21 protein-coding genes are annotated in these 25,547 nt (G+C 45.3%); 5 read left to right on the forward strand and 16 right to left on the reverse strand.

What is annotated here, in order from left to right; genetic code table 11:
- The first annotated feature begins 110 nt into the window (after window positions 1-110).
- Window positions 111-476 (forward strand): DUF1823 family protein, encoded by a 366-nt coding sequence (locus tag QUA62_RS18150; RefSeq protein ID WP_006632158.1) that lies wholly within the window; start codon window positions 111-113, stop codon window positions 474-476.
- Between the two features lie 123 nt (window positions 477-599).
- A complete protein-coding gene (locus QUA62_RS18155; protein ID WP_333405825.1) occupies window positions 600-1,217 on the forward strand; it encodes an LPS assembly lipoprotein LptE in 618 nt (205 codons plus the stop codon).
- Window positions 1,218-1,569: 352 nt separating this feature from the next.
- On the opposite strand, the gene QUA62_RS18160 is transcribed toward QUA62_RS18155, so the two are convergent.
- Together QUA62_RS18160 and QUA62_RS18165 are read right to left on the reverse strand one after the other, a co-directional pair.
- On the reverse strand, window positions 1,570-2,295 hold the full coding sequence (locus QUA62_RS18160) for a glycosyltransferase family 25 protein (RefSeq protein ID WP_333405761.1): 726 nt from the start codon (window positions 2,293-2,295) through the stop codon (window positions 1,570-1,572).
- Window positions 2,296-2,460: 165 nt separating this feature from the next.
- Window positions 2,461-4,758, reverse strand: coding sequence for a protein phosphatase 2C domain-containing protein (locus QUA62_RS18165; protein ID WP_333405762.1), 2,298 nt, complete (start codon window positions 4,756-4,758; stop codon window positions 2,461-2,463).
- A gap of 829 nt (window positions 4,759-5,587) precedes the next feature.
- On the opposite strand from QUA62_RS18165, the gene QUA62_RS18170 reads away from it, so the two are divergent.
- The gene (locus tag QUA62_RS18170; RefSeq protein WP_190735248.1) at window positions 5,588-5,971 is read left to right on the forward strand and encodes a hypothetical protein; all 384 of its coding nucleotides are present in this window, start codon (window positions 5,588-5,590) and stop codon (window positions 5,969-5,971) included.
- Between the two features lie 219 nt (window positions 5,972-6,190).
- Here the strand turns inward: QUA62_RS18170 and QUA62_RS18175 are convergent, their stop codons facing one another.
- From QUA62_RS18175 to QUA62_RS18185, 3 genes are all read right to left on the reverse strand, one after another.
- Complete coding sequence (locus QUA62_RS18175; protein WP_333282783.1) at window positions 6,191-6,535, reverse strand: NAD(P)H-quinone oxidoreductase subunit M; 345 nt, start codon at window positions 6,533-6,535, stop codon at window positions 6,191-6,193.
- Window positions 6,536-6,610: 75 nt separating this feature from the next.
- Window positions 6,611-7,132, reverse strand: coding sequence for a hypothetical protein (locus tag QUA62_RS18180; protein WP_333405763.1), 522 nt, complete (start codon window positions 7,130-7,132; stop codon window positions 6,611-6,613).
- Between the two features lie 275 nt (window positions 7,133-7,407).
- On the reverse strand, window positions 7,408-9,144 hold the full coding sequence (locus QUA62_RS18185) for a pentapeptide repeat-containing protein (RefSeq protein ID WP_333405764.1): 1,737 nt from the start codon (window positions 9,142-9,144) through the stop codon (window positions 7,408-7,410).
- A gap of 46 nt (window positions 9,145-9,190) precedes the next feature.
- On the opposite strand from QUA62_RS18185, the gene QUA62_RS18190 reads away from it, so the two are divergent.
- Window positions 9,191-9,970 (forward strand): ion transporter, encoded by a 780-nt coding sequence (locus tag QUA62_RS18190; protein WP_333405765.1) that lies wholly within the window; start codon window positions 9,191-9,193, stop codon window positions 9,968-9,970.
- Window positions 9,971-10,063: 93 nt separating this feature from the next.
- On the opposite strand, the gene QUA62_RS18195 is transcribed toward QUA62_RS18190, so the two are convergent.
- The 9 genes from QUA62_RS18195 to QUA62_RS18235 all read right to left on the reverse strand — a co-directional run bounded on the left by QUA62_RS18195 (window position 10,064) and on the right by QUA62_RS18235 (window position 21,292).
- Window positions 10,064-10,273: a hypothetical protein gene (locus QUA62_RS18195; protein WP_333282795.1), complete on the reverse strand. Its 210-nt coding sequence runs from the start codon at window positions 10,271-10,273 to the stop codon at window positions 10,064-10,066.
- The gene (locus QUA62_RS18200) at window positions 10,248-11,624 is read right to left on the reverse strand and encodes an ATP-binding protein (RefSeq protein WP_333216123.1); all 1,377 of its coding nucleotides are present in this window, start codon (window positions 11,622-11,624) and stop codon (window positions 10,248-10,250) included. The genes QUA62_RS18195 and QUA62_RS18200 overlap by 26 nt, the downstream gene beginning before the upstream one ends.
- Window positions 11,625-11,732: 108 nt before the next feature.
- Window positions 11,733-13,088, reverse strand: a complete 1,356-nt coding sequence (locus QUA62_RS18205; RefSeq protein ID WP_445301682.1) for an ATP-binding protein — start codon at window positions 13,086-13,088, stop codon at window positions 11,733-11,735.
- 715 nt (window positions 13,089-13,803) lie between these two features.
- A complete protein-coding gene (locus QUA62_RS18210) occupies window positions 13,804-14,370 on the reverse strand; it encodes a hypothetical protein (RefSeq protein WP_333282801.1) in 567 nt (188 codons plus the stop codon).
- A 249-nt stretch (window positions 14,371-14,619) separates the two neighbouring features.
- A complete protein-coding gene (locus QUA62_RS18215) occupies window positions 14,620-16,185 on the reverse strand; it encodes a hypothetical protein (protein WP_333282804.1) in 1,566 nt (521 codons plus the stop codon).
- 483 nt (window positions 16,186-16,668) lie between these two features.
- The gene (locus tag QUA62_RS18220) at window positions 16,669-17,655 is read right to left on the reverse strand and encodes a hypothetical protein (protein ID WP_333405767.1); all 987 of its coding nucleotides are present in this window, start codon (window positions 17,653-17,655) and stop codon (window positions 16,669-16,671) included.
- Between the two features lie 20 nt (window positions 17,656-17,675).
- Window positions 17,676-19,052: an oligosaccharide flippase family protein gene (locus tag QUA62_RS18225; protein ID WP_333405768.1), complete on the reverse strand. Its 1,377-nt coding sequence runs from the start codon at window positions 19,050-19,052 to the stop codon at window positions 17,676-17,678.
- A 185-nt stretch (window positions 19,053-19,237) separates the two neighbouring features.
- On the reverse strand, window positions 19,238-20,026 hold the full coding sequence (locus QUA62_RS18230) for a TIGR03943 family putative permease subunit (RefSeq protein WP_333405769.1): 789 nt from the start codon (window positions 20,024-20,026) through the stop codon (window positions 19,238-19,240).
- 186 nt (window positions 20,027-20,212) lie between these two features.
- On the reverse strand, window positions 20,213-21,292 hold the full coding sequence (locus QUA62_RS18235) for a permease (RefSeq protein ID WP_333405770.1): 1,080 nt from the start codon (window positions 21,290-21,292) through the stop codon (window positions 20,213-20,215).
- Between the two features lie 1,109 nt (window positions 21,293-22,401).
- Here QUA62_RS18235 and QUA62_RS18240 point away from each other — a divergent pair.
- Window positions 22,402-23,841 (forward strand): ATP-binding protein, encoded by a 1,440-nt coding sequence (locus QUA62_RS18240; RefSeq protein WP_190660962.1) that lies wholly within the window; start codon window positions 22,402-22,404, stop codon window positions 23,839-23,841.
- A gap of 108 nt (window positions 23,842-23,949) precedes the next feature.
- Here QUA62_RS18240 and dnaN read toward each other — a convergent pair whose 3' ends face one another.
- Window positions 23,950-25,089 carry a DNA polymerase III subunit beta gene (gene dnaN / locus QUA62_RS18245; protein ID WP_190660964.1) on the reverse strand — a complete coding sequence of 380 codons (1,140 nt, stop codon included), beginning with the start codon at window positions 25,087-25,089 and terminating at the stop codon, window positions 23,950-23,952.
- Between the two features lie 238 nt (window positions 25,090-25,327).
- The gene (locus QUA62_RS18250; RefSeq protein ID WP_190734896.1) at window positions 25,328-25,501 is read right to left on the reverse strand and encodes a hypothetical protein; all 174 of its coding nucleotides are present in this window, start codon (window positions 25,499-25,501) and stop codon (window positions 25,328-25,330) included.
- Window positions 25,502-25,547: the final 46 nt, after the last annotated feature.

The following is a 25,547-nucleotide window of genomic DNA, read 5'->3' on the forward strand; positions in this document are numbered from 1 at the left end:
ACAATCAGTTGACGTGCCATAACTTATCACCTCTAAACAGTATCTTTATTCTATGCAACTTCATGTAAAATTGGTATTAAACTTTTTTTGTTTCCGATTCGATCGCGCTCATGTCTGAATTACCACCGCTGAATAACGAAACTATTTGGGCTATTCTCAACGAAGAAATCGACGATGCTGCCGTCAACCGATTAGTTTGGCAGTATCTGGGCTACCGCTGCGATGCCGAGACTGGCAAGTGGAACAGTGCAGGTGTTGCACCCGAGTGGCGTCAAGAGTACCCGGAACCGCCCGATTTTATCGATTCTAGGCCGGCGACGGTGAAATTGACTCGATCGACTCCTCCAGAAAACAAGCAGTTGCTGAAGGAAAAATTGGGGTTTAAAGGCTATAAAATTGGAGAATTTGGGCCCAGGCAGACTCGCAGGGCGACGATGGCTAATTGGTTGATGGGTTTTATGGAAGCTGGGGCGTAAAAGAAATTTTGGATGGCTGTGCGGTTGTTGCCCACCTTAGAGTACAGAGATATTAGATTTTTTGGCAGGAAAACGAGCATTTCCCTCGCTAGCCTAATGCTAGCAGGCGTTTGAGTCAATGGGATCGCCACACCAGCCACCACCCAACCCGCAACCCAACTCGCCCAAGCAACTGCCAAAAAACGCCTCGTCGTCATGGACTTCGACTACGGCCCCACCAACAGCTATTACACTTCCTACAGAGGAGTCGGCGCCGCCAAAGGCCTCAGCGAACTGTTAATCAACGAACTCGTCAACAACGGCACTTATACAGTAGTCGATCGTAGCAAACTCGAACAAGTGCTCAAACAGCCAAATCGCAGCGGCGCGATGGATGCCGGCACAGCAGCCGAAATTGGCAAAGAATTAGGAGTTGACGCCGTACTCATCGGCACCATTACCAAATTTAATATCGACAAACAATCAGGCGGCGGCAGTTTCATGGGAATCGGCGCCGGTTCACAAAAAACCAAAGCTACCGTTCAAATAGATGTGCGGTTAATCGGTACAGCTTCGGGAGATATTCTTGCCACTGCCAAAGCAGTAGGAGAAGCGGATCAAAGCGCTTCTAATGTTTCCGTTAGGGGTATTGGCGGCAATTCCAGCAATAGCAATGAAGACTCACTTTTGAGCGAGGCCGTTGACAAAGCCGTATCCCAAATGGTGACTAAACTGGCAGAAGTATCTAAGAAATTAGGTTAGCAATTAGCCATCATATAGCAATCCTTGCAGGAGTCGTAAATTTTTTACCCCACGCCAACCCTCCCTGAAGCCGCTCTGAGTCCGTAATAAATTCACAAATGATGCGAGGATTGCTATATCAAATATGCTGATACCAAATCCGGTTTAAATATCCCCTTAATCTCTTAGTTGCTCCGAGCCTACGTCGTGTCGCGTCAACTCCGGCAGACTTTATTTGTATAGTTTGAAGTCAAAAGGTTTCAACCGCCTCCTTCATAAAGGGACTAATAAACCCGGATTTGGTATTAATTATTTTCCGGGCGATCGTGCTAACCGATTTGATATAAGTCAACGATTTTCAACTCCCATTCAATTAACTAGAAAGGCAACGCTTCAGCCATGTTTTGGTTGTTCTTGCTGCGCCTGCCAATTGCGCGATCCCAGGTACACGGTCAAACCACGCATTAGGATAGATGTCACTACGGGAACTTCTTTGCCACCCCAGGTTTGGAGAAGCAATCAAGGTGACCACATCAGGATTTTGAGCTCGGAAAGTAGAATAAGCTCCGTCGAGGTGCATCGGACCGCCGTCGGGATGTCCCGGAGGTCGCTGTTGCAGTTCTTCCAGAAACCGCAGGAGGCGATCGAAAATCCTGCCATTTACAGCGTAAAAATGAGTGGTCATCACCCCCTCAGAAAAGGGCACGAGGGCGACAGGAGACTTTTGTTCAACCTCTTCGACGTGTCCGAAGTAGACGAAATCCCAATCTTGCTGACACAGTTGTTCGAGGATAACAGCTTGGTCTGTTCTGAACTTTGCTGAAATTTCTAGGTCGTCTTCTACAATCAAAATATTGCTCAACCCCTTGTCTTTTGCCTGCTTGAGGATACCTAAATGACTGGAAAAGCATCCCCTCGCCCCAATGTTGGGGAAACCTCCAGCTTCGTTGGGGCGGATTGCGGGAAATATCTCAACCTTATGGGGCGTGAGGGGCATTCCTGCTTCCTCTAATTCCTTGACGATGAGTTGCCGTCGGTCTTTCCTTTCAGGGAGATTTACCGCATAAACTCCCTGGAAATAGTCTGTAATTTTGGTCATAGTTTGATCTCGAATCAAGAAGTTGATGAATCTTCGGCTTGAGCGGCCTCAAATTTTATTTTAGGTCTGTGTGTGCCTTAAACTATTCTATTTTTTTTAGCAAGCTGCATCTTCCATTTTCTTAAACTTACTCAAATTACCTCGGTCGGAGCTACCATTAACAGTTTAATTAGCATTGGGATGTGAGTCAGAAGCAACGCATTTCCCCTTTTGAGTGGGGTTTAAGGCTAGGTTAGAGACTACTTTAGAAACGCCAGCTTGTTCTTGAATCCATCCGATTTCCCCCGGTTGCAGCTTGGCGCTTTCTACTTCAACTGTTGGCTTAACTGCCGGGGAAGGCGACGGAGTTGCCACAGCGGCAGATGGAGTCAGTGCGGGTTTTGAAACTGTAGAAAAATCTTTATTTGGCTCGGGCTTGGGAGAGTTCGATCGCACTATTTCAGGAATCGAACAAACTTTCAATTCCAGCCAATTGCCTTGAGGCGTAAGCTGTTTGTTTGTCACCTGTAAAACGCTACCGGCTGGGACTGTTCCTTTGACAGTCAACTCACCGATTGCGGCTCGCAAATCCAAGCGATCGCCCTCTTTTTCCCCTTCCCCAGCCCCAGAACTTTTAATCTCTATAAACGAGCCGATTTCTAAAGATTTGACCGGAGAAGGTACAGATTCAACAGTTTTTTCTGGCGTGCTTCCAGCTTTAATAAAACCGCGTTTCCCAAAAATCGACTCCCCGGCAGTATCGATCGCCCGACCCACCGGAGGGATGAAAAAATAAGCAAATACACCTCCCAAGCCTAATAAAAATAAAATTTTCAGCAGCAGCGAAAATGGGCTTTTGCTTTTTTCCGGCTGTAACAACTGCGTTTTTCCTTCAGAATTCCCACCGCCAAAGGTTGTGATACCGGTCAAATCCGTTGGCATATCCTCGCTGTCGGAAATTAGTTCGATCGGCGTATCTAAAGGTGCCACAGACAGTTCTGTCAAAGTATTGCCGTCTTCCCTCAAATGTGCTTGACAGTGAATTAAAGCAACAGTGACGTTATCGTGACCGTTTCTAGTATTAGCAATCTCAATCAGTCGATCGCGCGCCTTAGCCAAATTAATGCTACCGTCGAGAATTGGCAAAATCTCCGCTTCCCAACATTCCTCAACCCGGTCTTTATCACTCAAACCGTCGGAACACAGCAGCAAAACGCAGTCTTCATCCACCGGAAAACGCTGCACAGTCGGGTGCAAAGTGTTGGACGAAGTAATCCCCAAAGCTTGAATCAGAGCTCCGGCGGCCACTTGTTCCAAAGCATCCCGGTAGAGAGAGAAGCCCAAACGCACCTCGCGGCAAGCCACATTATCATCGAGAGTAACTTGATAGCAGCCGGTGCGGGTAATCCAGTAAGCGCGACTGTCTCCGACGTGGGCGACGTAGAGTTCGTGAATGTGGGCTAAACCCATAACTAGGGTAGTTCCCATCCGCTGGCGGCCTTGGCGGTGTTCGCTGTCGTTGCGACTGGCTATTTTGTCGTTAGCAGCACAAGCCGCCCGTTCCAGCTTGGAAGTCAGGCTCAACGGGTCCCAATTAGCCTGATGCAGGGGCATTTGCTGCAACTTGTCGCGCAGCACACCAATCGCTTCTTCTGAAGCGACTTCGCCGCCGTCTTGTCCGCCGATACCGTCGCAGACGATCGCGCAAGCTTCCGCACCCGGGTTTCCGGAGAACAGCGTACCGCTGGGCGGATAGCAAGCATCTTCGTTGTGAGCCCGGGATCTGCCTACATCCGTGCCCGTGGCAATTTCAACGTGACGATCGTAATATCGGCCGCACTTTGCCAGAGCTTTATCCAACTGGCTCATCAGTTGTTCGCCGTGGCGCACTTGACCGGCCACCATTTGCTGGCAAAGTTGCCTCAAAAAATTGGCAATAGCCGGGTGAGCATCTTCGAGCCACTGCTGCCACAATTTGCCCAACTGCGACAAATGAGGCGGTTTGCGATCGGGCTGCAATTCCAGAAACCGCACCAATTGCCCTTCCACCCGCAGCAGTTCCGGAGTCAGCAGCGTCGAAGCCACGCCCTGAGCGATACACGGCTGCCACAACTGAGCCATTTGCCACAGCCAATTGAGCTGGCGCATCGCTGCGGCTCCTTTCCAGGATTCCGCCAATTCCGGCATTAAAGATTCCGTCACCTTCAAAATAGGCCCGTTTTCCAGCAGCCAGATATCTCCCGAGAGCTTGCTCATCTTGGACGATACCAGCCCGTATACTTGAGGTACGTGCAACTGATAGGCAAACAGTCTCAGATAAGGAGTGACAACACTCGGAATCTCTTCGGGCAGTTCCGGCAAGTGTTCGGGTTGAGTATCGACAAGAAGTCGATCGCGCTTGACCAAGTAGCGACCAGCGATCAGATCGCCTGGCTTACACCCTTTGATCCCTTCACCTAAAGCCCATAAGTAGTGTTTTGCCACAGAGTTTTGCATAAGGGTTCCTGACGCCTTTGGGCAAGCGTGCTGATCTGAACTATTTTAGCGATTGAACCTCGACGGGTTGATACGTGGCGATTATTTGACACCCCCGCTTTCTCAACAGACGGAGATTCTTAAGACTTCGCAGTCCTCATATCCTGATTTTTCAGGTTCCCGGGCTCACCACGTTTCCACTGTTGTGTGCGTAGTGATATCTCCTGACAATGTTTTAGGCGTGACTTTCCCCCTGTCCAGGGGTAGGTTTTAATGTCTTGTACTGACACAAATAGTCTACCATTTTGTTAACCCGCCGATGAATTTTGCTAGGAGCTTTCAGAGTTAGACGATCGCGCGAGGCCCAAGTCCTCGGCTTGAAATCACGCTGTTTTCAGCATATTCCTGATAGTGGCCATTTCCGAAGAAATCGCAGCACTCAAGGGAATTGAAATTTTAGACTAACTATAATGGTATGATGCAGCTACGTAGAAATCACCTGAGCCGACAGGTATAAATAAATATCAATTCTCGGTTTTCTCGCCAAGGGTGTTCATTACCTCGTTCCCGAGTTTCGCAAGTAAAGTTAAATTTAACCTGACCCAAAGACGGATAAAAGCCCCCAGATTCATCTGTGGAATCCATCTTAAGTATAAAATCTCCAATCTCACATCTCACATCTACTGACCGATGCCAGCCCGCGACAGTAGTCGTGGAGAGCAAAAAAAATTAGATATTAGTTCAAGCCCCCAGATTCATCTGTGGAATCAATCTAAAATCTAAAATCTAAAATCTAAAATCGACTGACCGGCCTCTGCAAGCTGTTGAGTATTTAACCATGCCCCCACATGAACCCAGCGCCTTTCCCAAGAATTTGCCCGATCCGAAGCTACTGCCTGCAGTTGAAATAGACGAAATACTCACTAGCATTCAACATTCTCACAGTTATTATTACAAAGTGATGAATCTTGAGGTTTGGGCGCTGGTGGAAACCTTGGATGGGATGTTTCCCGGCGCTTGGGGTCAGTTTATGACCAACCGCCAAGTTGCAGTTAAACAGTTTTTGGAACGCGATCGCCATCCTACTAATTGTCGAGTTGATGCAGGGGGTGCGAGGGAAAAGGAAGAAGGAGGAAGGCCCTTTGACTCCGCTGAGGGTAAAAAGAAGGAAGAAGCCAGGAGTCAGGAGTCAGGAGTCAGAAAGCAGCAGGAAGAAGAATAAAAGCAGATTTTCCCAATTTTCCGCCTCAGAGTCTTTGCTTTCTATCGAAGTCTAGAGCCCCCTTAATCGCCCTTAAGGCAGACGAGTTCTCGCACCCCCGACTCCCCTCATTAAGGGGAGTCGGGGGCAAGCTAAGAGGGGATGGAAACTCAGCTACAAGCGAGATTTATTAGGGGTTTCAATCTTAAGTTGACACAAATGCCGATCGCCCGATCGTGCTTACAGGTGAATTTTCGCATCAACTTGAGGTAATCCCATGCTGTAGTTGACAGCGCGCCCGTTGAGGTTGTAGCTGATTTGGCCTTTTTGGAGGAGCGATCGTACCAAGTGTTCCAAGTCCGAACCGATACGGCGGAGGTTGTACTCGGTCAAATCTTGGCCCTCGTAAGCGTCTACGAGTTGGTCGAATTTGGCCTGTACCTGTTTGACTGACTCGTCATTCCAGTTAAGTTCGTTATCTGGGTCAATGTCGAGGGTCAAAAGGTCATTGCTGGGTACGAGTTCGTTATCTTCGAGGATGGCGGTGTATATGCGAATATGGCGGGTTGTTGACTTGAGCTGCATGAGTTCTTATGTGTAAAGATTTTTTGCTGAATTAATTGTAATGGCTGGGAGATACGCGGGGAGGGCGGGCGATCGTCAATTTCTCGGAATCCCCAAATATTTTAGTTGTTCGGCAGTCCAATTTTTGTAATATTCAGTTTTCTCTAAAGAATCGGAAGCTGGCTTCAGCTTAGAATTTACTTGAACAGTGAAGCCCGGATACGGCATCCTCCTAGTATGAAGCCCGTCAATATTAAAATCTTCTTCGGGATGGATGTGAAAAGCCAGCAAGCCGAACTCGGAAATCTGATTATTCAGTTTGTCTATCAATTCTTTAGTTTCTGGCGCAGTAATTGCTGTTTTTTCTGGATTAATTACTACCATTATTTCCAAGTCGGAATTGTAAAATTCATAAATCGATTTCATTATGGCAGAATCGCGATCGAACTCAGTCCGCGCTGAAAACCGCTCGATTTTGAATAAAATTTGATTTGCCAAGCGTGCTTTTTTAGCGAAGGGACAAATCGGTAAATCGCTGAAAACTGGATGCGGTAGCTCGACAAACTCCGTCATCCATCTGAGGGTCGATTCTATAATTTCTGTGTCAGATTCATTCATCGACAATCTATGTATTTGATATTTCACACTCATCATACTTTATTTTTATGGAGGGCGATGCACACCATTGGTGTCAATTTAACGCTATTTCCCTCAGTCCGGCAGGGGTTTAAACCCCTGCCTCATAGCAAAAGTCCTCTGAAGAGGACTGAAGAACTCATTAGTCCTCTTCAGAGGACTTAAGCTATTAGCCAGGGAATTCATTCCCTGGCGGACTTTCGGTTAAATTGACACAAATACATTGTCCATCTTACTCTTACTACGTGCCATCGAATTCATTCGTGAATTGTGCCATCTGGCATAATTGCACCTGCAAGTTTTGCCTTTTCCAGATTTGCTCCAACCAGTTTAGCTTCCTTCAGGTTAGTTTTTTCTAAGTTTGCATAGCTCAAATTTGCCCCGCACAAGTTTGCAGAAGTTAAGTCTGCTTCACTTAAGTTTGCTCCATGTAGGTTAACCCCAGACAGATTAAAGCCACTCAAGTTTTGCCCGCTCAGATTAACGCTCTGTAAGTTTACCCCAATCAAATTTACCCCTGTGAGGTTAGCACCATCCAAGTTAGCGCCTAAACAGTTTGCCCCACTCAAACTTGCTCCACTTAAGTTAATCCCAATCAACTTGGCATAACTTAAGTTTGTGCCAGTCAAATTTACCCCACTCAAATTCATGCCACTAAGGTTAACTCCTTGAAGGTTTACCCCAGTCAAACTTACCCCTGTTAAGTTAACACCACTAAGATTTGCACCACTAAGGTTGACTTTAGTTACCTTCGATTGGCTTAAATCAGCTCCTGTTAAGTTAGCGCCACCTAGACTTGCTTGAGTTAAGTTAGCTCTACTGAGGTTTGCTGTAGTCAGGTTGGCGCTATCTAACTTTGCTTCGCTTAAGTTGGCTTGACTAAAATTTGCCTGAATTAGTCTTGCGGAATACAATATTACCTTGGTTAAGTTAGCCCCACTTAAATTAACTTCAATCAAATCAGCGTTTTGCAAGTTTGTTGAGTTCAAATTTGCCTCTTGCAAGTTAGCTCCAATCAAATTTACGCCAGTCAATTTGGCATTTGCTAGATTGGCACTGCTCAGGTTTGCTTGACTTAAACTGACATTAGAGTCGAGAGTTTTGCCACTTAGATCCACTCCCGCTAGGTTAATCCCTGTAAAGTCGCGTTCTCCGTCTTTATACCGTTTCCAAAATTCCTCAGCAGTAACAGCCGCTTCTTGACTTTTTTGACTAGAATCATCAGTTATTTTGTCAGCATCAGATTCCACAGTATCCGCATTTACAGGAGTAGCAGCCGGCTGTTCTACCGCTTCGCTAGATGCTGGAATGGGTGTCTGATCGATCGCCTCTTCCCGCAATAACCGATCGACCCGATCGCTAAACCGCCTCACAACCTCAGCATCATCAACCTTCTCACCAACATTCGCGCTTTTCTCAACCGCATTTTCAACATAATACTTGTCTACAAAACTTTGCAACCCAGCATTATATCCCTGTCCAACCGCCTGAAACCTCCATTCGCCGTTCTTCTTATACAACCGTCCAAATTCTAAAGCCGTTTCTTGGGAAAAAATCTGATTTAAATTGTACCGAACCAATTCGCTAAGAGTCTCTGAATTGTAAAGCCGGATAAAAGCATTTTCAACTTGACTAAAACTTTGATTTTTTTCCTGTCCGTCGTGAATAGTCACAACAAACACAATTTCCTGAATCGCCGAATTGATTTTACCCAAATCCAGATAAACCGTCTCATCATCTCCCTCAATTTGTCCATTCCTGCTGTCTCCTGAATGTCGCACCGCACCGTCCGGCGATGTCAGATTGTTGTAAAATACAAAATACTTTTCATCGGGAATGCGACCGTCCGCCGCTAACATAAAAACTGATGCGTCAATGTCGCAGTTTTGTGCTGTCTGGCTGACTTGCCACCCCAGGGCGATCGCAATTTTACTGAAATCAGGAGTTTCTTTAGAAAGATTGAATCTTTCACCCTTAGTTAATTCGATGCTCATGTGCGATAATTCCCTTACCTGAGAAATGGTATTAATTATCTGATCTATGTTAACCCGATCGCAAATTGGATTTTATCTCGAAGACATCGAAACCCCAATTGGCAGAACCGTCAATTTAACTCTTACCGGACTCATTCTTTTATCTTCCGCCAGCTTCATCGCCGAAACTTACCCGCTTTCGGGGCCTGTTAGAATTAATTTCCAAACTCTCGATACTGTTCTTTTAATCGTTTTTGTAGTTGAGTATTTATTGCGGCTGTGGTGTGCCGAAAATCGAGTTAAATTTATTTTTAGTTTTTTTTCAATTATTGATTTGCTAGCAATATTACCATTTTTGCTGGGATTTGTCAACGTTAGTTTTATCCGAATTTTTCGCTGGTTTAGAATTCTCCGACTCATCCGCTTTCTGGAATTAAAAATTTCTATTTTCCGCATCAGCAGCGAAGATGGGGTTATTTTTGCTCGGATTTTGTTTACTTTGCTGGCAATAATTTTTGTTTATTCTGGTTTGATTTATCAAGTCGAACATCCGGCAAATCCCGAAAGTTTTGGGACTTTTTTGGATGCTGTTTATTTCTCGGTTGTCACGATGACGACGGTGGGATTTGGCGATGTTACTCCGATTTCGGAATCCGGCCGTTTTCTGACTATTTTGATGATTTTGACAGGAATTGCTCTGATTCCTTGGCAATTGGGAGATTTGATTAAACAATTAGTTAAAAGTGCTAATCACGGAGAAGCTGTTTGTACAGGTTGCGGTTGGTCTGTACACGATGCTAATGCTAGATTTTGTAAAATGTGCGGCAGTCAATTAGATAATGGTTGACTGTTGACTGTTGACTGTTGACTGTTACAGCAGTTTTCAGTTGAGTGCAGTACAGATAACAGGTAGGGAGACGGAATTGCCGTGTCCTATACTTCATAAATCAGGAATACACTGTAACTTCTTCCCTCTTCCTTCTTCCCTCTTCCTGACATCCGTTACATCCGTTACATCCGTTACAGAATCCGTTGCCGAACTTCCTTCTTCCTGAGATCCGTTACATCCGTTACATCCGTTACATCCGTTACAGAATCCGTTGCCGAACTTCCTTCTTCCTTCTTTAAGCCAAGGGTAACAAAATTTCAAATTCAGTGCCGCTGCCTAATTCCGATCGCATTCTGAATGCACCGCCGTGTTTGCCCGTCACGATTTGATAGCTAACTGCTAAACTGGTTTCTTTGAGGGCGCGTTTTTCAGTAGAGAATGATTCTATGATTTTTTTGTACTTGCTAGGTGACATTCCTGGCCCGTTATCTGCTATGCAAATCGAAACCCACCGAACATGAAGTTTATCTAAATCCGGCGCAGGTTCGGGACAGCAGACTTGAGTTGTGATTTCAATTTTAGGCTGGCGAGTGGCGTCTCTGAGTCCTCCACCTTTGAACTCTTTCGCCAATTCTTGACCGACTGCTTCATTAATTAATGTATGAATAGCATTGGTCAAGATATTCATAAATACTTGGTTTAGTTGACCTGCATAGCAGGGCACTGGCGGCAGGTAGCCGTAGTTTTTCACTACTTTAATTTCCCTGGTCAAACGACTTTTGAGCAGCAAAAGTATGCTGTCTAGGTTGGCGTGCAAGTCGGTCGGTTTGGGATAAATATCGTCGATGTGGCAGAAGTTTTGCAAACTGGTTGCCAACTTGCTCAAACGTTCGGCTCCCGATTTGATGCTGGCAACAGTTCGGAGGAAATCGTTTTGCAAAAAGTCATAGTCGATCTCTTCCTTGAGCTGTGCTATTTCCGGCGGGGGGTCGGTACAGTATGCGTCGTAAACTGAGAGCAATTCCATCAAGTTTTTGCTGTAGTCGCTTACGTAGGTTAAATTCCCCCAGATAAAGCCTACCGGATCTAAAATTTCGTGGGCTACTCCGTTGACTAAACGCCCTAAACTCGCCATTTTTTCGCTTTGAATCATTTGAGTTTGGGCTCTTTCGTAGCGGACTTGAGTTTCTATGCCGCGAATTTGCCAGTAGGCGATGTTTAGCGCGTGAGGGTCTAAGAGCCGGTAAGATTGAGAGTCTATTTGGACGACGATCGGTTCTGACTGCAATTCGGGCGATCGACGCAGAGCTTGTGGAGCTGCTGCCAAAATGGTTGTACTCTCTGGAACCAATAATATTTCGAGGCGAGCGTAACTGTAGAGAACTTTTAGCGGTAGGTGCAAAAATAGCTCGGGGCCTTGGGGTTTGAGCAAATATTCCAGCAGTTGCCTGCGAGATATCATGCCAGCAAACTCTCCTGCTTCCATCAACACGACTCCCGGCACTAGCGGATGCTGTTCAAACATTTCGGCAACTGCCACAGCCAAGCAGCTCGATTTAACCTGAAAGTCATACAGGGGCAAATCCCAGAGCGTAGACTCTAGGGAAAGGTCTTGATGGCTGCCTTCGGAGACTGAAGGGCCAATGAGTTTGGAACTGAATTTATTTGCCACTGGAACTTTTAGTTGCCGAAACGCTGAGAAAGTGAATGGAGAACGTACTACTAAGCTAGCCTATCATTTCACCACAGGAGCGAACAACCGAGAATTTTTTTGAGTTAATCATGTTTTGGGAACTATGGGCAGGAGAATTTCAAATTCAGTGTTCTTGCCTGGTTGCGATCGCAAATTGAGTTGGCCGCCGTGCTTTTCTGTAACGATTTGATTGCAGATAGCTAGCCCCATACCGCTGCCTTTGCCTGCTGGTTTAGTGGTAAAAAAGGTGTCAAATATCTGCTGGTGATTTTCTGGAGGAATGCCGGGCCCGTTATCGGCAATGCAAATTGCCACCCGCTTGCCGTGTTCGGTTTCTATCACTTTAGTGGTAATTTCGATTTGGGGCTGCCAGTTGTCCCCACACGGGGTGTGTATTTCTCGATCGGCTGCGTACTCTGTCAGGGCGTCTAGAGCATTAACTAACAAATTCAAAAACACCTGACTCAACTGACCGGAGTAGCCGCTAACTAGCGGCAGTTCGCCGTAATTTTTAACTACTTCAATGCTGTTTTTAAAGCGGTTTTTCAAAATTAACAGCGTCATCTCCACGCATTCGTGAATGTCTGTCTCCACTGGTTTTGTCTCGTCCATGTGAGAGAAGTGGTGCAGCCCGTTAACTATTTTTAGCAATTGCGCTGCTCCCAACTCCATCCCTTCTAAGGTGATAGGCAAGTCTTCTTGTAAAAAATCAAATTCAATTTCTTTTTTAAGGGCCTCAATTCGGGGACACGGTGCCGAATATTCTTCTTCATAAACCGACATGAGCTGAAGCAAGTGTTCAAAATAGGACAGCAGAAAAGTTAAATTTCCCCAAATACAGTTCAGCGGATTTCTGATTTCGTGGGCTACTTCTGCTACAATTCTCCCCAAACTAGCCATTTTTTCTGTTTGGATGAGTTTGGCTTGGGTTTGTTTGTGGAGTAACTTATTTGTTAATTGGTGAATTCTTGATTGAGCGACCATTAATTGGTGTACGTCTAACAGCTTGTAGGTCTGAGGGGCTATTTCTACTACTACGGGTTCGTAAATTAATTCTCCTGACCTGTAAAGCGATTCCTGGGCAGCTTCTACTATTAATTTACTGCCGGGAAGTACCAGCGGAGCTGGCTTGGAAAACTTGTATAATACCTCTATTGGTCGCTTGAAAAACATTTCTAATCCGTAGCGGCGGTTAATTTTTTCAAAAAAGAGACGCCTGGATATTATGCCGACAAAATTACCCCCCTCTGTCAAAATGACGCCGGGAAGCATGGAATTTTCTTCAAAAGCCTGGGCTACTTCTTTTGCCTGTTGAGTTAATTCAATTTGGCAGTGGTAGAGGGGCAGGTCTAGGAGAGTTGATTCTAAGGAGATGTTCCAAGTACAAATTTCAGGTATATGCAACACTGATAACTCCGAGCTAGTCTCACGCACAGCAAACATAGATGAAACCCCTGTTAAAATTGTATTCATTAACAACTTAAGTTGCTATTAATTGGTAACGGGTAATTGGTAGCGGGTAGTTGCTAATTTGTGAAATTTCAACAGCACCCGATGGGAAAACCCGATCGCAGTAGCATTGTCTGCTAAAGATTTTGTTTCTAAGTCAATATTAAACGATCGAAGCTTTTGTGGAACTTACGGAGCACGCGCTTTAAACTTTTTACCATGATATACCTGTGATCGCCTGTTTTCCGAAAATTTTTAATATTTATAACTAATTATTGTGATAAATTATACCATTTTTCTAGTGATAGAAGGGAATTTGAGAACCGCGAGCGCGTTATCAGTGAATATACGGCCATCCTTCGAGGGTTGGAGGGCCCGGATTAGCCATCGTCCAAGGGGCTTGAGGCTCCAACGGTACCGTCAAGACTGGGGTCCAGGTAACAATCGGCAGATTCTACAGCAGAAAGAAGTTCGGCAACGGATTCGCTTTCTTCGGATGTAACCGAATGTAACGGATGGGAGGCTTTAGTTATCGTCGCGAGAGAAGGAACAAGCAATGTTCCGCAAGGGTTTGTGCAATTAAGAACCTTCTCACCGTATTGGCGGTTGCTATACCACTCAAAAGAAATGCAACTTTAGGCAACTTCCAACCTCGATGGTAGTCGGTTTTTTGCAATCTGCCATCTGCCATCTGCCATCTCAAATCGTCTTAGGGTTCCACCTCCGGCCAGAGGCGTTCTAGCTGATACCGCCAAGCCGCCAGAGTATTTTCGCGAGACTCTCGCCCTAATTCCATTTCACCCATCAATCCTTCTGCGTAGAAACGGTCTAAAGTCTGAAGGGTAGTTTCCACAGACTGTCCCTGCATCTTCGCACCTTTGATGATTTGACGGATGCGGCTTTCTATTAAACCGCCGAAAAAGTCGGACAAACCTCGCTCTTGCAAAGCCAGCACTCTGGAGACGGCGGCCGAGAAATCTGCGGCCGCGAGTGTGGCACAACTGTGCTGAAATACTCCCCACACAACGTTTTGATGTAAGGCGTAGCGAGTTTCGAGGGTGGTGTCGAAGTTAGCTTCTAGGAGTTTATCAAAAAATGGTTGAGCTTCCTGGGCATCGGCGATCGGCAGCAAAATCCGCAGCCAAGTCCCGTCTTCTGAAAGGAGGACTAACAGGCGAAAATTGGGGGTTTCTACTTGCCAAGAAGTGGCAGCAGGCATCTCAACACTGTCACCAAATAAGTCTTTAAGGGTATTGCTAATTTCTTCGGGAGTCATGCGAATTTTAGATTTTAGGTTTGAGGTTTTAGATGTGAAATTGCAGGCTGGTGAGTTTGTTTCAAAAGTTTGTAATACTTACCAGTATGGCTTAGTATCAACTCAATTTCAAATCTCAAATCTCAAATCTCAAATCAATTTAGTAAAAGTAGGGTGTACACCGCGCACATTTCAACGCTTGGTGTTTATGGGCGCACCTTACCCTATTGATATTTACCAATATCGGTCAATCTAAAATCTAAAATCGATTTAGGGAAGCCAGCGGGGGTGATAGCCGGCAAGGGGAAGTTCTTCTGGCTGTAATTTTGCGGGAGAACCGTCTGCGGGTATGTCTCCTAAGGGTAGCAGCCAGAGGCGGCTGGTGGCGATCGACTGTCCGCTATCGTTGCGGGGACTGTCTGCTGCTGAGGGAGTTGCTGCTGTGACTGATTGGTCGAAAATTAATGCCAGCCCGTCGGGAGATAAACTGATTTGGGTATCTAATTGGTTGGGCAAAATCAGCAGCGGTTTGATGGTTCCTACCAAACGAGTACCCTCTTTTTTGAGGTCGATGGTGGCGAGGAAAGGCTGTTCTTTGTAGCTTTCTGTTTTGAGGCGTTGGGCTAACAAACAGTAGAGACGCTGAACTTGGTTGTCTTGGTTTTTGCGGGGGTCGAAATAAACGGCCATAATGCTGCCGGGAATACGCAATATTTCTTGTTCTACACCTTGGTTATCTAAGATGAAAAGCGATCGAGTAAAGTCGCTGTTGTATTTAACATAGGCGGCGGCCGAGTTGTCGCGGGCCATCCCCAATACTTGTTCGTATTTTGGCAAAAATTCTACTGGGTCTGCTTCCGGTTTGAGGGGGACGATCGCTAATCCTTGTTTTTGAGATATTACCATCGATTTGCTGTCGGGGCGAATCATAAAATCTCCGCCTTGTTCGTTTTCCAATGGTCTGGGCGCCTGTTTTTCTTCCAAAATCCAAGGACTGAAATCGCCGGGATTGCTGCGGTTGACGCGCTGGACAACAATGATTTTTCCGTCGGCTGAGAGGTCGAATTTGAGGTTTTGGTAATCTTTGGAGTCTAAGATTTTGTCGATTCTACCGGCTGGGTATTTTTGTTGAGTTCCTGAGCCCGATTGGGGGTTGAGGCCGGTGGTGACTGTGAATAGTTCTTGATTTAGAGTGCCGCGAGTACGGGCGATAGATCGATCTGTGGCGGAGAATAAAATGCGATCGCTGTCGGGATACGGTTTAAAATCAGTAACGACTAAATCTTTGGGAGTCAGCGCTATCGGTTTCGATTCGCTGCTGGTGAGATTGACTAGCATTAATCTGCTTTCTGTTTCGCCTTGGACACCGATGTAAGCAAAAGCTCGATCGCGGCTGCGAAAGGAACTGCTAAACGGTTGCATTGGCGTTCCTTTATTTTGGTTGTTGTCTCCGAAATACTTGTCGGTTGCTCCGGCGAGTTTGACTGTGTAGGTAACGCCGTAGGGTGCTGGATCTTTGAGAGTGTAAGCCATGCGCCTTCCCGCCCAACTAAATTTACCGGGGAGGGGGGGTTCTAGCTTTAAGTTTTCCTCGACGGTGGAGTGGTTCATCGGCCGAAAGAATGTGAGGATAAAGCCAGTATCTTCGGCGCCGATTTGTTTGTTTTCCCAGGTAAATTCTCGCACTCTGGGTGCTGTGCGATCGCCGCTCAGCAGCAGCAGTCCGATTAAGACGCTCAGCACTAGCATGAGGAATATGGCCGTGCGGTCGATCGGCTGTTTGAATGGCAGATTAGCGAAGGGTGAAGGATTAATTTTTTTCTTAAAAATACTCACAAATCTTTCTCTCCTACTTTCTGCTGAAAATTAACTGCCAAATTTTCCCTCTTAAATTTTACTGCCTTGGGCGTACTCCCGACCCTCTGAAACGGTTTTTTTTTACCAGCGAAAACGAATGCAGCGAAGTATCTTGGTAAAAAACTCGGTTTCTGAAAGTGTTGGTATCTCCAGGACTGAATTAAACTCACAAGCTTAAATCCGCCGAGTATGCGGCACTTCTAACAGTATCAACCGAGTGGAGATGTGAAATTATAGATTTTACCTTTTATGATGCCTCAGAGCTAAAAATTGCTCGATCGAGAGAGGCTTTGAGGAAAGTAGAGCACCCTACCCTTGTGCCAGTTGTGTCCAAGACTGTTTGAGATTTTAGATTTTTAATTTAATCTCAAACCTCAAATCGCTAATTCTTTAATAGGTTGAGGGGTAACCCTGGCGATCTACCCATCCTACTAAGAATCATGACCCCTACTTAGATCCCTTTCACGAACCCTTGAGGATTGGTGTGTGGGAATTATTATTAACCGCTGATAGTGTATACGGAGATTCCGGTTCGGGATGTAGCTTAGAATATTTGCTATCGTAATGCCTGATCTCAAAATAGTTTAAGTTTGACGGGTGAGGCTTATATAGCGAGAAACATTCCAAAAGACAAAAAGTTGCTGCACTCTCTAAAGGCCCGACATTCACTACTTGATTTTTGAAGAGGCGACCTGATTTCATCCACTCTTTCATCTGCTTTCTTGACAAACAGTAAAATGCTGAATGAGGATTGCTAAACTCAGCAAATTTTACACCTTCTATCTCTACACTAGATAGCTGATTCCATGATAGCTCCGTATCAATTGTCAAATCAATGTATCTCTTGGTTCCTTGATACATTTCAAAACGGTTTGGGTAAAGAATAGCATTTTCATACCCGCTTTGTCGGTTAAAACTTTCTAATTTTTCTAGAATGAAAGCATCGTACAAAACAATGTCATCTTCTATGAATAAAAACCAGTCAAAATTTTCTACTCTTTCGACAAATTCTTCCTGAAGTCTAAACTCTACAAACATGGGGTCGCATTCAGGGCCTTCTTGTATCTGAATGCACTTAATTTGATATTCAGGTAAGTAGGCTGTAATGTGCCTGTTCGGTAGAGTTTGGATAGTAATTGTCAGGTCGCAATGAGCAAAACTCGTCAACAGTCCATCTATTGTTTGCCTGAGTCTCTCTATTTTTTCTGCGCCTTTTTCTGGATTGTTAGATTCTTCAACTGATGTAATGTGTGCGACAGCGGCAAAGACTTTGGGGCGTTCTTTTTTGGGGGCTTCTATTTCTTTGAATAAATTTATGATGCGATTTCTTTGATAAAAAAACATCAGTTTAGTATACCTCGTGGCTACTCGCGATATTTCTTGTAAGAGAGCCATTTGTAAAAAGATAAAGTGCATTACTTTTCTTCTTGTATTGTGTTCGCCTGACATATAGACAATCTCCTTTTTGTTTACTGAAACAGTTGATTGATTGGAACTAAATCCATCGGTGATATTTTATCGATTGGGAGGTTCCAACCAAAAGCGACTCTACACCAAAGTAGAGTGGCCAGCACCCCTACAAACAGCCCTGTTAATTGAATATCCTGCCAAAAACAACTTAGTCCTTCTTTCCACAAACCGTAGTTAGTTACTGCATAGGTAGGAAGGTCGCCGAGAGCTACAGCAATCACGGCACCTAAATTACCTTTTAAGTGGTATCCCAGCGGTATACTTATACATAGATTCACAAAAGTCAGCAGATTGCCTATAGCTGGGTACTGAGACTTTCCTACGGCTAGCAGACAAGAACCCATTATATTGTGCAGGGTGGTGTGCCAGATACCTAACGCCAAGATTGGCATCATCCAAGATGCAGCCTCATACTCTTTCCGATACAGTATTAAAATTAACTGATCTCCAAAGCTCACAAAAATTGCTAAACCTACGGCTAATGGTATTAGAATTAGCTTGCGGTTCTTGAGTATCTTGGCGCGCAACTCCTCCCGCGGCAACTCGGCCAGCATAGAAATTGAGGGAAAAATCACCCGACCACTAATTGCGATGATGACTTGGCGCGGCATATCCCCCAGGGTAAAAGCGATTCCGTAAATGCCCAACATTGTTAAAGTAAATATTTTCCCGAGGATGAGTCTATCGGCTTGAGAACACAAGAAAAACAAAGCCGTAGACACAAAGATCCATTTGCCATAAGAAAATATTTCTTTAGCTGCTTCTTTATCCCAAGCAAAGCGGTTTGACTTGCCGGGAATCAAAAAATGGCTCCATACTACCTCCATTAAAGCTCCAGTCAAGCCGCCTGCAACGATCGCCCAGATGCTGCGATCGAACCATGCCCAAACAATCATCACTGTTGTAGAAACAATCTGTATGCCCAACTCAAAAATTACTACTTTCTTCACTGCCATTTTGCGTTCTAGGCTGCATGTGGCGGTGGATTTAAACCCTCCTATTAGGGAATTTATACCTATTATTGGAATCAACCACAGAAGACGGGGATCTTTATAAAAACTAGCAACGGGCTGGGCAATTATAATCAAACACATGAAAATGAACAAGCTGCGAATAACTTGCAGTGTCCAAGCGGTGTTGAGAAATTGAGGATCTTCCCCACGCTTATTCTGGATTATGCTTGGGCCCAGGCCTATGTCTGAGAATAAGTTAATCCCTGTGATGAAAACGTAGGCTAGACCTACCAGACCAAATAATTCGGGCAAAAGCAGACGCGTCAGGATTAAGTTACTGCCAAATCGGATAATTTGACTGCTTCCATAGCTGGCGATCGTCCAGGCTGCACCTTTGATAGCTAATTTTTTTTCTGATGACATATACTCAGAACTTATTTCCTAATTACGAGTCTAGTTGCTGAATTTGCGCTTGGCAACTGTTACAGGATGCTGCTGCCACTTTTATAGCTAATTTTACTGTATCTTAATTTGCATACCGAAGACGGGCCCGGAATGCCCATCCCAAAATCAGAAAGGTAAAATTTAATCTCCAGCTTGCTCCGGCTTTAATAATCATAAGGGTTTTTTGGTTCGGGAATTGGTTGGAGGGATGATGCTTGAATGATTAATTTGCGCTTGCCTTGCAGTTCTTCTACTATCGTTTCTCCTTCTATTTCTAGCCAACTGTCTGGGGTCAAGGCGGTGCGGCTTTGACCGAGCGGTAATTTTACTGGCAACCCGATCGGATAGGCGTCTGCCGCGCAGCAGGTAATGATAAAACGCCCGATCCACATATATTGTTCTGCTAGGTTAGGGGGATGAATTACAAATCCTTGAACTTTGACTTTTTGACCTCTGTATGTATCCGGTTCGGGGTTGAAATTTAACAGCCGCACCCATTCGACGAGCGATCGCTGTTCGGGTTTTGTAGTATTGCGAAATTCTTGGGGTTGCAGTCTGGTGATTGGCAGAGATTCGGTGAGGCCTCGTTCTAATGCTGTCTGGCTGGTAAAAGTGCGTGGCGTTGTTAGTAAACCTATTAATGCGACGCTCAACATTAAGGTGCTGCCGATGCTGGGAGGAAACAAAGTAACGTGTTCAACTTCTGTAATTCTGAGAGAGTTATTTGCTGGTGATGTCCGCGATTGCTTTGTGGTGCGATCGAGTTTTAAGAGTTCCCAAGTTTTTAAACCCCCAATAACCATTAAGCCGATTCCTCCAGCTAAAGTCAAGCCAAAGTAATGGGGGTGAATGAGAATGCTTAATTTGCCGGTAATCCAATATTTAAGAAGCAGTATTCCCCACGCTAAGATAGCTAGGGCGTCCAGCCAGGGGCTAATTTTTTTAAGATTCATTTTTTAAGAGTCATTGAGAATTGGAAACTAGAACGTTGCAGGAAGAGAAAAGGAAGAACAAGAGGAAATAAGGAACAAGGAAGAGGGGAAAAATAGCTATCTGTATATCGATTTCCGTGTCGTGGCTCAAAATAATTAAAAATCGCCAATCGAAAAGGGTATGAGTTGTCTGTCCCAGCTCATTTATTAACCTAAATGCAAGTTTACAGCGAGGGTCATTAAAAAGGTTAACTGAGCTGCCAAGACAATGATGTAAACTACGGCTCGACTTTTAAAAATTGACAGCATTAAACCGATGCCTTTGAGGTCAATCATCGGGCCGAAAACGAGAAATGCTAACAGCGAACCGCTGGTAAATGTGGAAGCAAAAGACAGGGCAAAAAAGGCATCTACTGTAGAACAAATCGATACGACTGCGCCTAAGAGCAGCATGGCTAGAATCGAGGAAACGGGGCCTTGGCCGAGGTTGAGAATTAGTTCGCGGGGGGCGCCAACTTGAATGATGGCTGCGATCGCACTTCCGATTACCAACACTCCTCCCAATTCGCGCAACTCCTGTACCATAGTATCTAAAAGCAGGCGCAGACGCTCTTTAGAAACGCGGTGGAACATGGAGGAACGTTTCGAGGTTTTTTCTGTTTGGTCTGTTTGTAATGGCTTCCAGTCGTCTTGTAGCAAGGATTCGATCGGCACCGCTCCACCCGGCTGACCCAGCATAAAAGTTCCCGACTGCAACAGCAGCGGAGTGTTGGCTTGGACGAGTTTTTTTTCGGAAAACTCTGGTTTTGGCAGGGGGATAGCGCGCGCTACAGAGGGTTGCAGCAGAGGCCGCAAGTCTTTTTGGGCGCTGAACACCCAGCCGATAATTGTGGCTGTGAGTAGGGAAAATACCACCCGCAAAACTACAATTTCTGGCTGATCGCGAAATGCCGTCCAAGTCGCCCAAATTACCACGGGGTTGATGGTGGGGGCCGCGAGCAAAAAGCCGATCGCCGCTGGTGCGGGCACTCCCTGCATCAGTAGCCGACGGGCTACGGGCACGTTACCGCACTCGCACACGGGGAACAAAAAGCCGATCGAACTGCCCATCAAAGCCCCCAGTAGCGGGTTTCGCGGGATGCGGGATACGAGTTTGCGTTCGTCTACAAACCCCAGCAGCAAACCTGAGAATAAAACTCCCAGCAGCAGAAAAGGTATTGCTTCTACTAACAAGCTGAGAAAAAGGGTAAAAGCATTGTTTAACTGGTTCGTGAGGGCGGGTTGCATCGATCACCTACTGGTAGATTGCTATTTAGTTATACGTCTTTGGTAGAACTCCTTGTATATCATACCAAAGCATAGCACTAAGTTAACAGCCAGTTAATTTTTTTTAGCCTTTTTTTTGCTGGATTTTGTAGATCTTCTAATTTAATCAATGCTGATCCCTTGAATGATTTGGACTGGTTAAACTTGTTTGAATTTGACTGAAGTTTTCTTTATATCCGCCTCGTACAGCCAATCAATAATTGACTCTGCAAACCGTCGCAGATTTGATGGATCTTTCGGTTAACAATAATTGATTGTAGAACAAATGCCAAGGCAGATTTTGCAGATTGCGGGCGAGGCTAACTTTTGGGAACATCTCCATGAAAGCAGCCAAGCCCAAAATTGGAGTTAGGAGCCAGGAGTTAGGAGCCAGGAGGAAAGAGTCAGAAGGAAGAAGAAGTGTTTTTACAAATATGAGATGCTCCCTAACTGTTTTATATAACGATTGCTATAAAATTGGTTTGTAGCGATGACTTTAGTTTTCACTACAAACCTATAGGGGGCGCACTGGCAGGTGTGTCGCTTGCTGAACGTTACGGGGGGTTGCGAGTACCGGATCGGGGAGATGGGATGAAATCGCCTCAAATGCCCTAGCTTGCAAGGCGTCCCGCCATCGCGATTGCAAGCTAAAACTCCGGGACGCGATCGCCCCTATTTCTGCTTTTAACTTGTCTCCTGACGGGGTGCATCGGGTGGGCGATGGGGCAATTCCGATTTTCCTCTCTTGTCCATTAATTATATTTTTCAGCTTAATAATTTTATTAACACAAGGTTAAAAAAATAACTCAAGGTTAATGAATAATTAAATAGTCGAACCAAGCGTTAATACCCCTCAAGTCAGTCTAAAATAAAGTCAGGCATAGCCAGGGCGCATTTATCTCGGTGATACTTAATATTGCCTCATACTTTAAGTGGTAAAATCCCATTTACTACAGTCAGTTTTTTGTGTAATTAAAAAAGCAGTTTGTCAGGATGATCCCGGTCAAAGCACTCAGCAACTTACCTGCTGACCTTTGGTAGCTGAATGTCTGCTAGCCAATATAACCCCAAAAAAGCGTACTGATGAATTTATGTTGAATACCTCCTGCGTAGAAAGACCAGTTCCACCCATCTCCGAGGCTGACCTAGGAGCACTTTGTTTAGACTCTACTCTCCAAGAATTGTCGCTTTACGATTTTCATGTAGAGGCTACGGATTGGGGAATGCGAATTTCTCAGATGTTAGAAGCTAATCCGCTGTTACCGGGAGTCATTGTGACCCATCAAGGTGAATTTGCTGGTATGATTTCCCGGCGGAGATTTTTAGAATTTATCAGCCGTCCTTTTGGGCGAGAATTATTTTTAAAGCGACCTGTGAGGGCTTTGTACCGCTTTGCCGAAACTGAGAGTTTAATTTTTCCCAGCAATACTTTAATCGTGGATGCAGCCAGGAAGTCGCTGTTGCGATCGAAAGAACTGCTTTACGAACCGATTGTAGTTCAAGTGTCGCCTCAAACTTATACTTTGCTAGATGTACACGAACTGTTAGTAGCCCAATCCAACATTCACGAACTAGCGACAAAATTGCTGAGGCAGCAAACTCAATCTCAACTAATTCAAACCGAAAAACTAGCCAGTTTGGGGCAGATGGTAGCTGGAGTCGCCCACGAAATTAGAAATCCCGTCACCTGCATCAGCGGAAATCTAGGCTTTTTGTCAAACTACTCGAAAGACATCATGGACTTGCTGTCTGCTTACGAACACATTGTGGGTGAAAACGAAAAAATTAACCAACTCAAAAAACACATAGAATTTGATTTTTTGCAAGAAGATTGGGTGGAAATTATCAAAAGTATGAAAGTTTCATCACAGAGGCTGACCGAACTCGTTACCAGCCTCCACACCTTTTCTCACATGGACGAAACCCACTTGAAACAAGCTAACATCCATGAATGTATTGACAGTACGCTGCTAATTATGAAAAACCGTCTCAAGTACCAAATAGAAGTAGTTAAAAGCTATGGTGATTTGCCTTTAGTCAAGTGTTACTCGGGTCAGTTGAGCCAGGTATTTATGAATATCATCAGCAATGCGATCGACGCTTTGGAAGAGGTAAAAGAAGAAAAAGATTTTGTGCCGGCGATTACTATTGAAACCGAGGTAATAGACAGTTCTGACGGAGACTGCGTGAATTCGGAATTAATTCAAAATTATGTTATGGGCGATCGACAAAATTCAAAACAGCTATCCTGCGCCACCCAAAATGCCGGCTTTAGCCCCGAAGCAGGCGAAAAAAATCCAAATAACGCTTGGATAGCCATCAGAATTGCCGATAACGGGCCGGGAATTCCGCCAGAAATTCAGCGGCGGATTTTTGAGACGTTTTTTACTACTAAACCCGCCGGCAAAGGTACCGGTTTGGGGTTGGCAATTACCCATCAAATTGTTACGGAAAAACATAAAGGCAAGTTAAATTTGCATTCAACTCCCGGTACGGGTACGGAATTTGAAATTTTGTTGCCATTGATTTGAAGGTCTGGGGGACTGGTCGATATCGATTTACCGCCCAAGCGGGGGCGGGTTTATTAGACGAGCAATTTTAGGGGGAGATTGTTTGTAAAACCCGCCCCTATTAATCGGTTACGCTCGAAGCTGAACTGGCATTACCAAGAATGTAGCATTGACTCCACCCAAAGGCTGGAAAATTACGGGGGCTAAAGCACCGTTTAATTGCAGTTGAATTTCTGGGGATTGAGCCGTTTTTAAGATATCAATCAGATATTTCACGTTGAAAGCAATATCTATGCTGTCTCCAGAAATTTGTGCGGGCATTGACTCTTTACCGCAGCCGACATCTTTAGCATCTACAGACAAAGTAATTTCCTGATTCTCCTCGTCGATGCTGCATTTGAGAATATTATTTTTTTGGTCTGCAAAAACGGCAATTCTTTCTACTGCTGCTAAGAACGATCGCCTTTCTAAAGTAATTTGTCGCTCAAAGGAGGGCGGAATCAACTGCCGATATGCGGGATACTGCCCTTCCAAGGTGCGGGTTGTCAGCCGCTGGTCTGCCCATTCAAACACTACTTGACCGTGTTCAAAATGCAGGGTGACAGGTTCAGTCCACTGGCGCATCACCAGCATTCTTTCTACTTCCCGCAATGCTTTAGCGGGGACTGTCACCTCAAATTCTTCTTGCGTTTCTTCGCCTTCAGCTTTTTCATTTGCAGTTTGAACTACTGCCAATCTGTGGCCGTCTGTAGCTGCAAATTCCAAGCAATCTTGCAATACCTTTAAATGCACGCCTGCAAGTACCTGTTTTGCCTCGTCGGGGCTAGTAGCAAATAAAGTTCCTTTGAGTCCTTCTATCAAGGCTTCCGGCGGCAATTTGAGGATTGTTCCGGCTTCGATTGCGGGCAATTCTGGGAATTCTTCCGGGCCCATGCCTCTAACTTGGTAGCTGCCAGAACTGCAAGTGAGATATGCTACGGTGTCCCCCGCTTCGTCTTCTAAAGTAATCTCTCCATCCGGGAGTCTCGAAACAATATCGTTAAGCAATTTAGCGGGTATTGTAAAACTGCCGCCGCCACTCACTTCTGCTGCGAAGCTGGTACGGATGCCCAAACTGAGATCGAAAGCTGTCAAGCTAACCCGCTGATTTTCCTCATCGGCTACTAAGAGCACGTTGGCTAGTACCGGATGTGTCGGGCGGGAGGGAACGGCCCGACTTACCAACGAGAGGTTGGCGTTGAGGTCACTTTGGGTGCAAACCAATTTCATGGTAGGAAGGTTAATTAACCGGATTTGAAACAGAAACAAATCGTATCACAGAAAGCCAGCGGGTCGGTTTTTCTGTGTGTAGGGCTTAAGCATGGGGCGCTTATTCCCGGTTTCTACGCAAAATTGTGTCTGTAAAAACGAGAAATCTTCGTAGAAACCGGGTTTCTGATGTCAGCGCGCGTGGCGAACTATCTGTGTAGGGTACGCAGGGATCGCCTGTTTTTTTTAATTTATTGAACTATTTTTGTATCGATCGCCCTGTGGAAACTGTGGAAAAAACAGCTAACTGCTGGCTGGGCATCACCTCTAGGTAATAAATACCTGTGGAAAACTTGTGGAAAAGCTGTTGCGGTCGATCGCCCGCCCATTTTTGTGCACAAACTGTTTCGGGCGATCGAGTAAAGTTTTCCACAAACCGAGGGCAACTTTTCCACAGGTTTTTCCACAGGCAAGCTGCT

The organism is Microcoleus sp. MON1_C1, assembly GCF_036701945.1.
In the GTDB taxonomy this organism is placed as follows: Bacteria; Cyanobacteriota; Cyanobacteriia; order Cyanobacteriales; family Microcoleaceae; genus Microcoleus.

Bases quoted from the DNA above. Each gene is read 5' to 3' on its own strand.
- QUA62_RS18205 (WP_445301682.1), bottom strand. From the start codon at position 13,088: ATGTTTGCTGTGCGTGAGACTAGCTCGGAGTTATCAGTGTTGCATATA.
- QUA62_RS18225 (WP_333405768.1), bottom strand. From the start codon at position 19,052: ATGTCATCAGAAAAAAAATTAGCTATCAAAGGTGCAGCCTGGACGATC.
- QUA62_RS18240 (WP_190660962.1), top strand. From the start codon at position 22,402: ATGTTGAATACCTCCTGCGTAGAAAGACCAGTTCCACCCATCTCCGAG.
- QUA62_RS18180 (WP_333405763.1), bottom strand. From the start codon at position 7,132: ATGAATGAATCTGACACAGAAATTATAGAATCGACCCTCAGATGGATG.
- QUA62_RS18210 (WP_333282801.1), bottom strand. From the start codon at position 14,370: ATGACTCCCGAAGAAATTAGCAATACCCTTAAAGACTTATTTGGTGAC.
- dnaN (WP_190660964.1), bottom strand. From the start codon at position 25,089: ATGAAATTGGTTTGCACCCAAAGTGACCTCAACGCCAACCTCTCGTTG.
- QUA62_RS18170 (WP_190735248.1), top strand. From the start codon at position 5,588: ATGCCCCCACATGAACCCAGCGCCTTTCCCAAGAATTTGCCCGATCCG.
- QUA62_RS18160 (WP_333405761.1), bottom strand. From the start codon at position 2,295: ATGACCAAAATTACAGACTATTTCCAGGGAGTTTATGCGGTAAATCTC.
- QUA62_RS18220 (WP_333405767.1), bottom strand. From the start codon at position 17,655: ATGTCAGGCGAACACAATACAAGAAGAAAAGTAATGCACTTTATCTTT.
- QUA62_RS18230 (WP_333405769.1), bottom strand. From the start codon at position 20,026: ATGAATCTTAAAAAAATTAGCCCCTGGCTGGACGCCCTAGCTATCTTA.
- QUA62_RS18185 (WP_333405764.1), bottom strand. From the start codon at position 9,144: ATGAGCATCGAATTAACTAAGGGTGAAAGATTCAATCTTTCTAAAGAA.
- QUA62_RS18150 (WP_006632158.1), top strand. From the start codon at position 111: ATGTCTGAATTACCACCGCTGAATAACGAAACTATTTGGGCTATTCTC.
- QUA62_RS18175 (WP_333282783.1), bottom strand. From the start codon at position 6,535: ATGCAGCTCAAGTCAACAACCCGCCATATTCGCATATACACCGCCATC.
- QUA62_RS18190 (WP_333405765.1), top strand. From the start codon at position 9,191: ATGTTAACCCGATCGCAAATTGGATTTTATCTCGAAGACATCGAAACC.
- QUA62_RS18235 (WP_333405770.1), bottom strand. From the start codon at position 21,292: ATGCAACCCGCCCTCACGAACCAGTTAAACAATGCTTTTACCCTTTTT.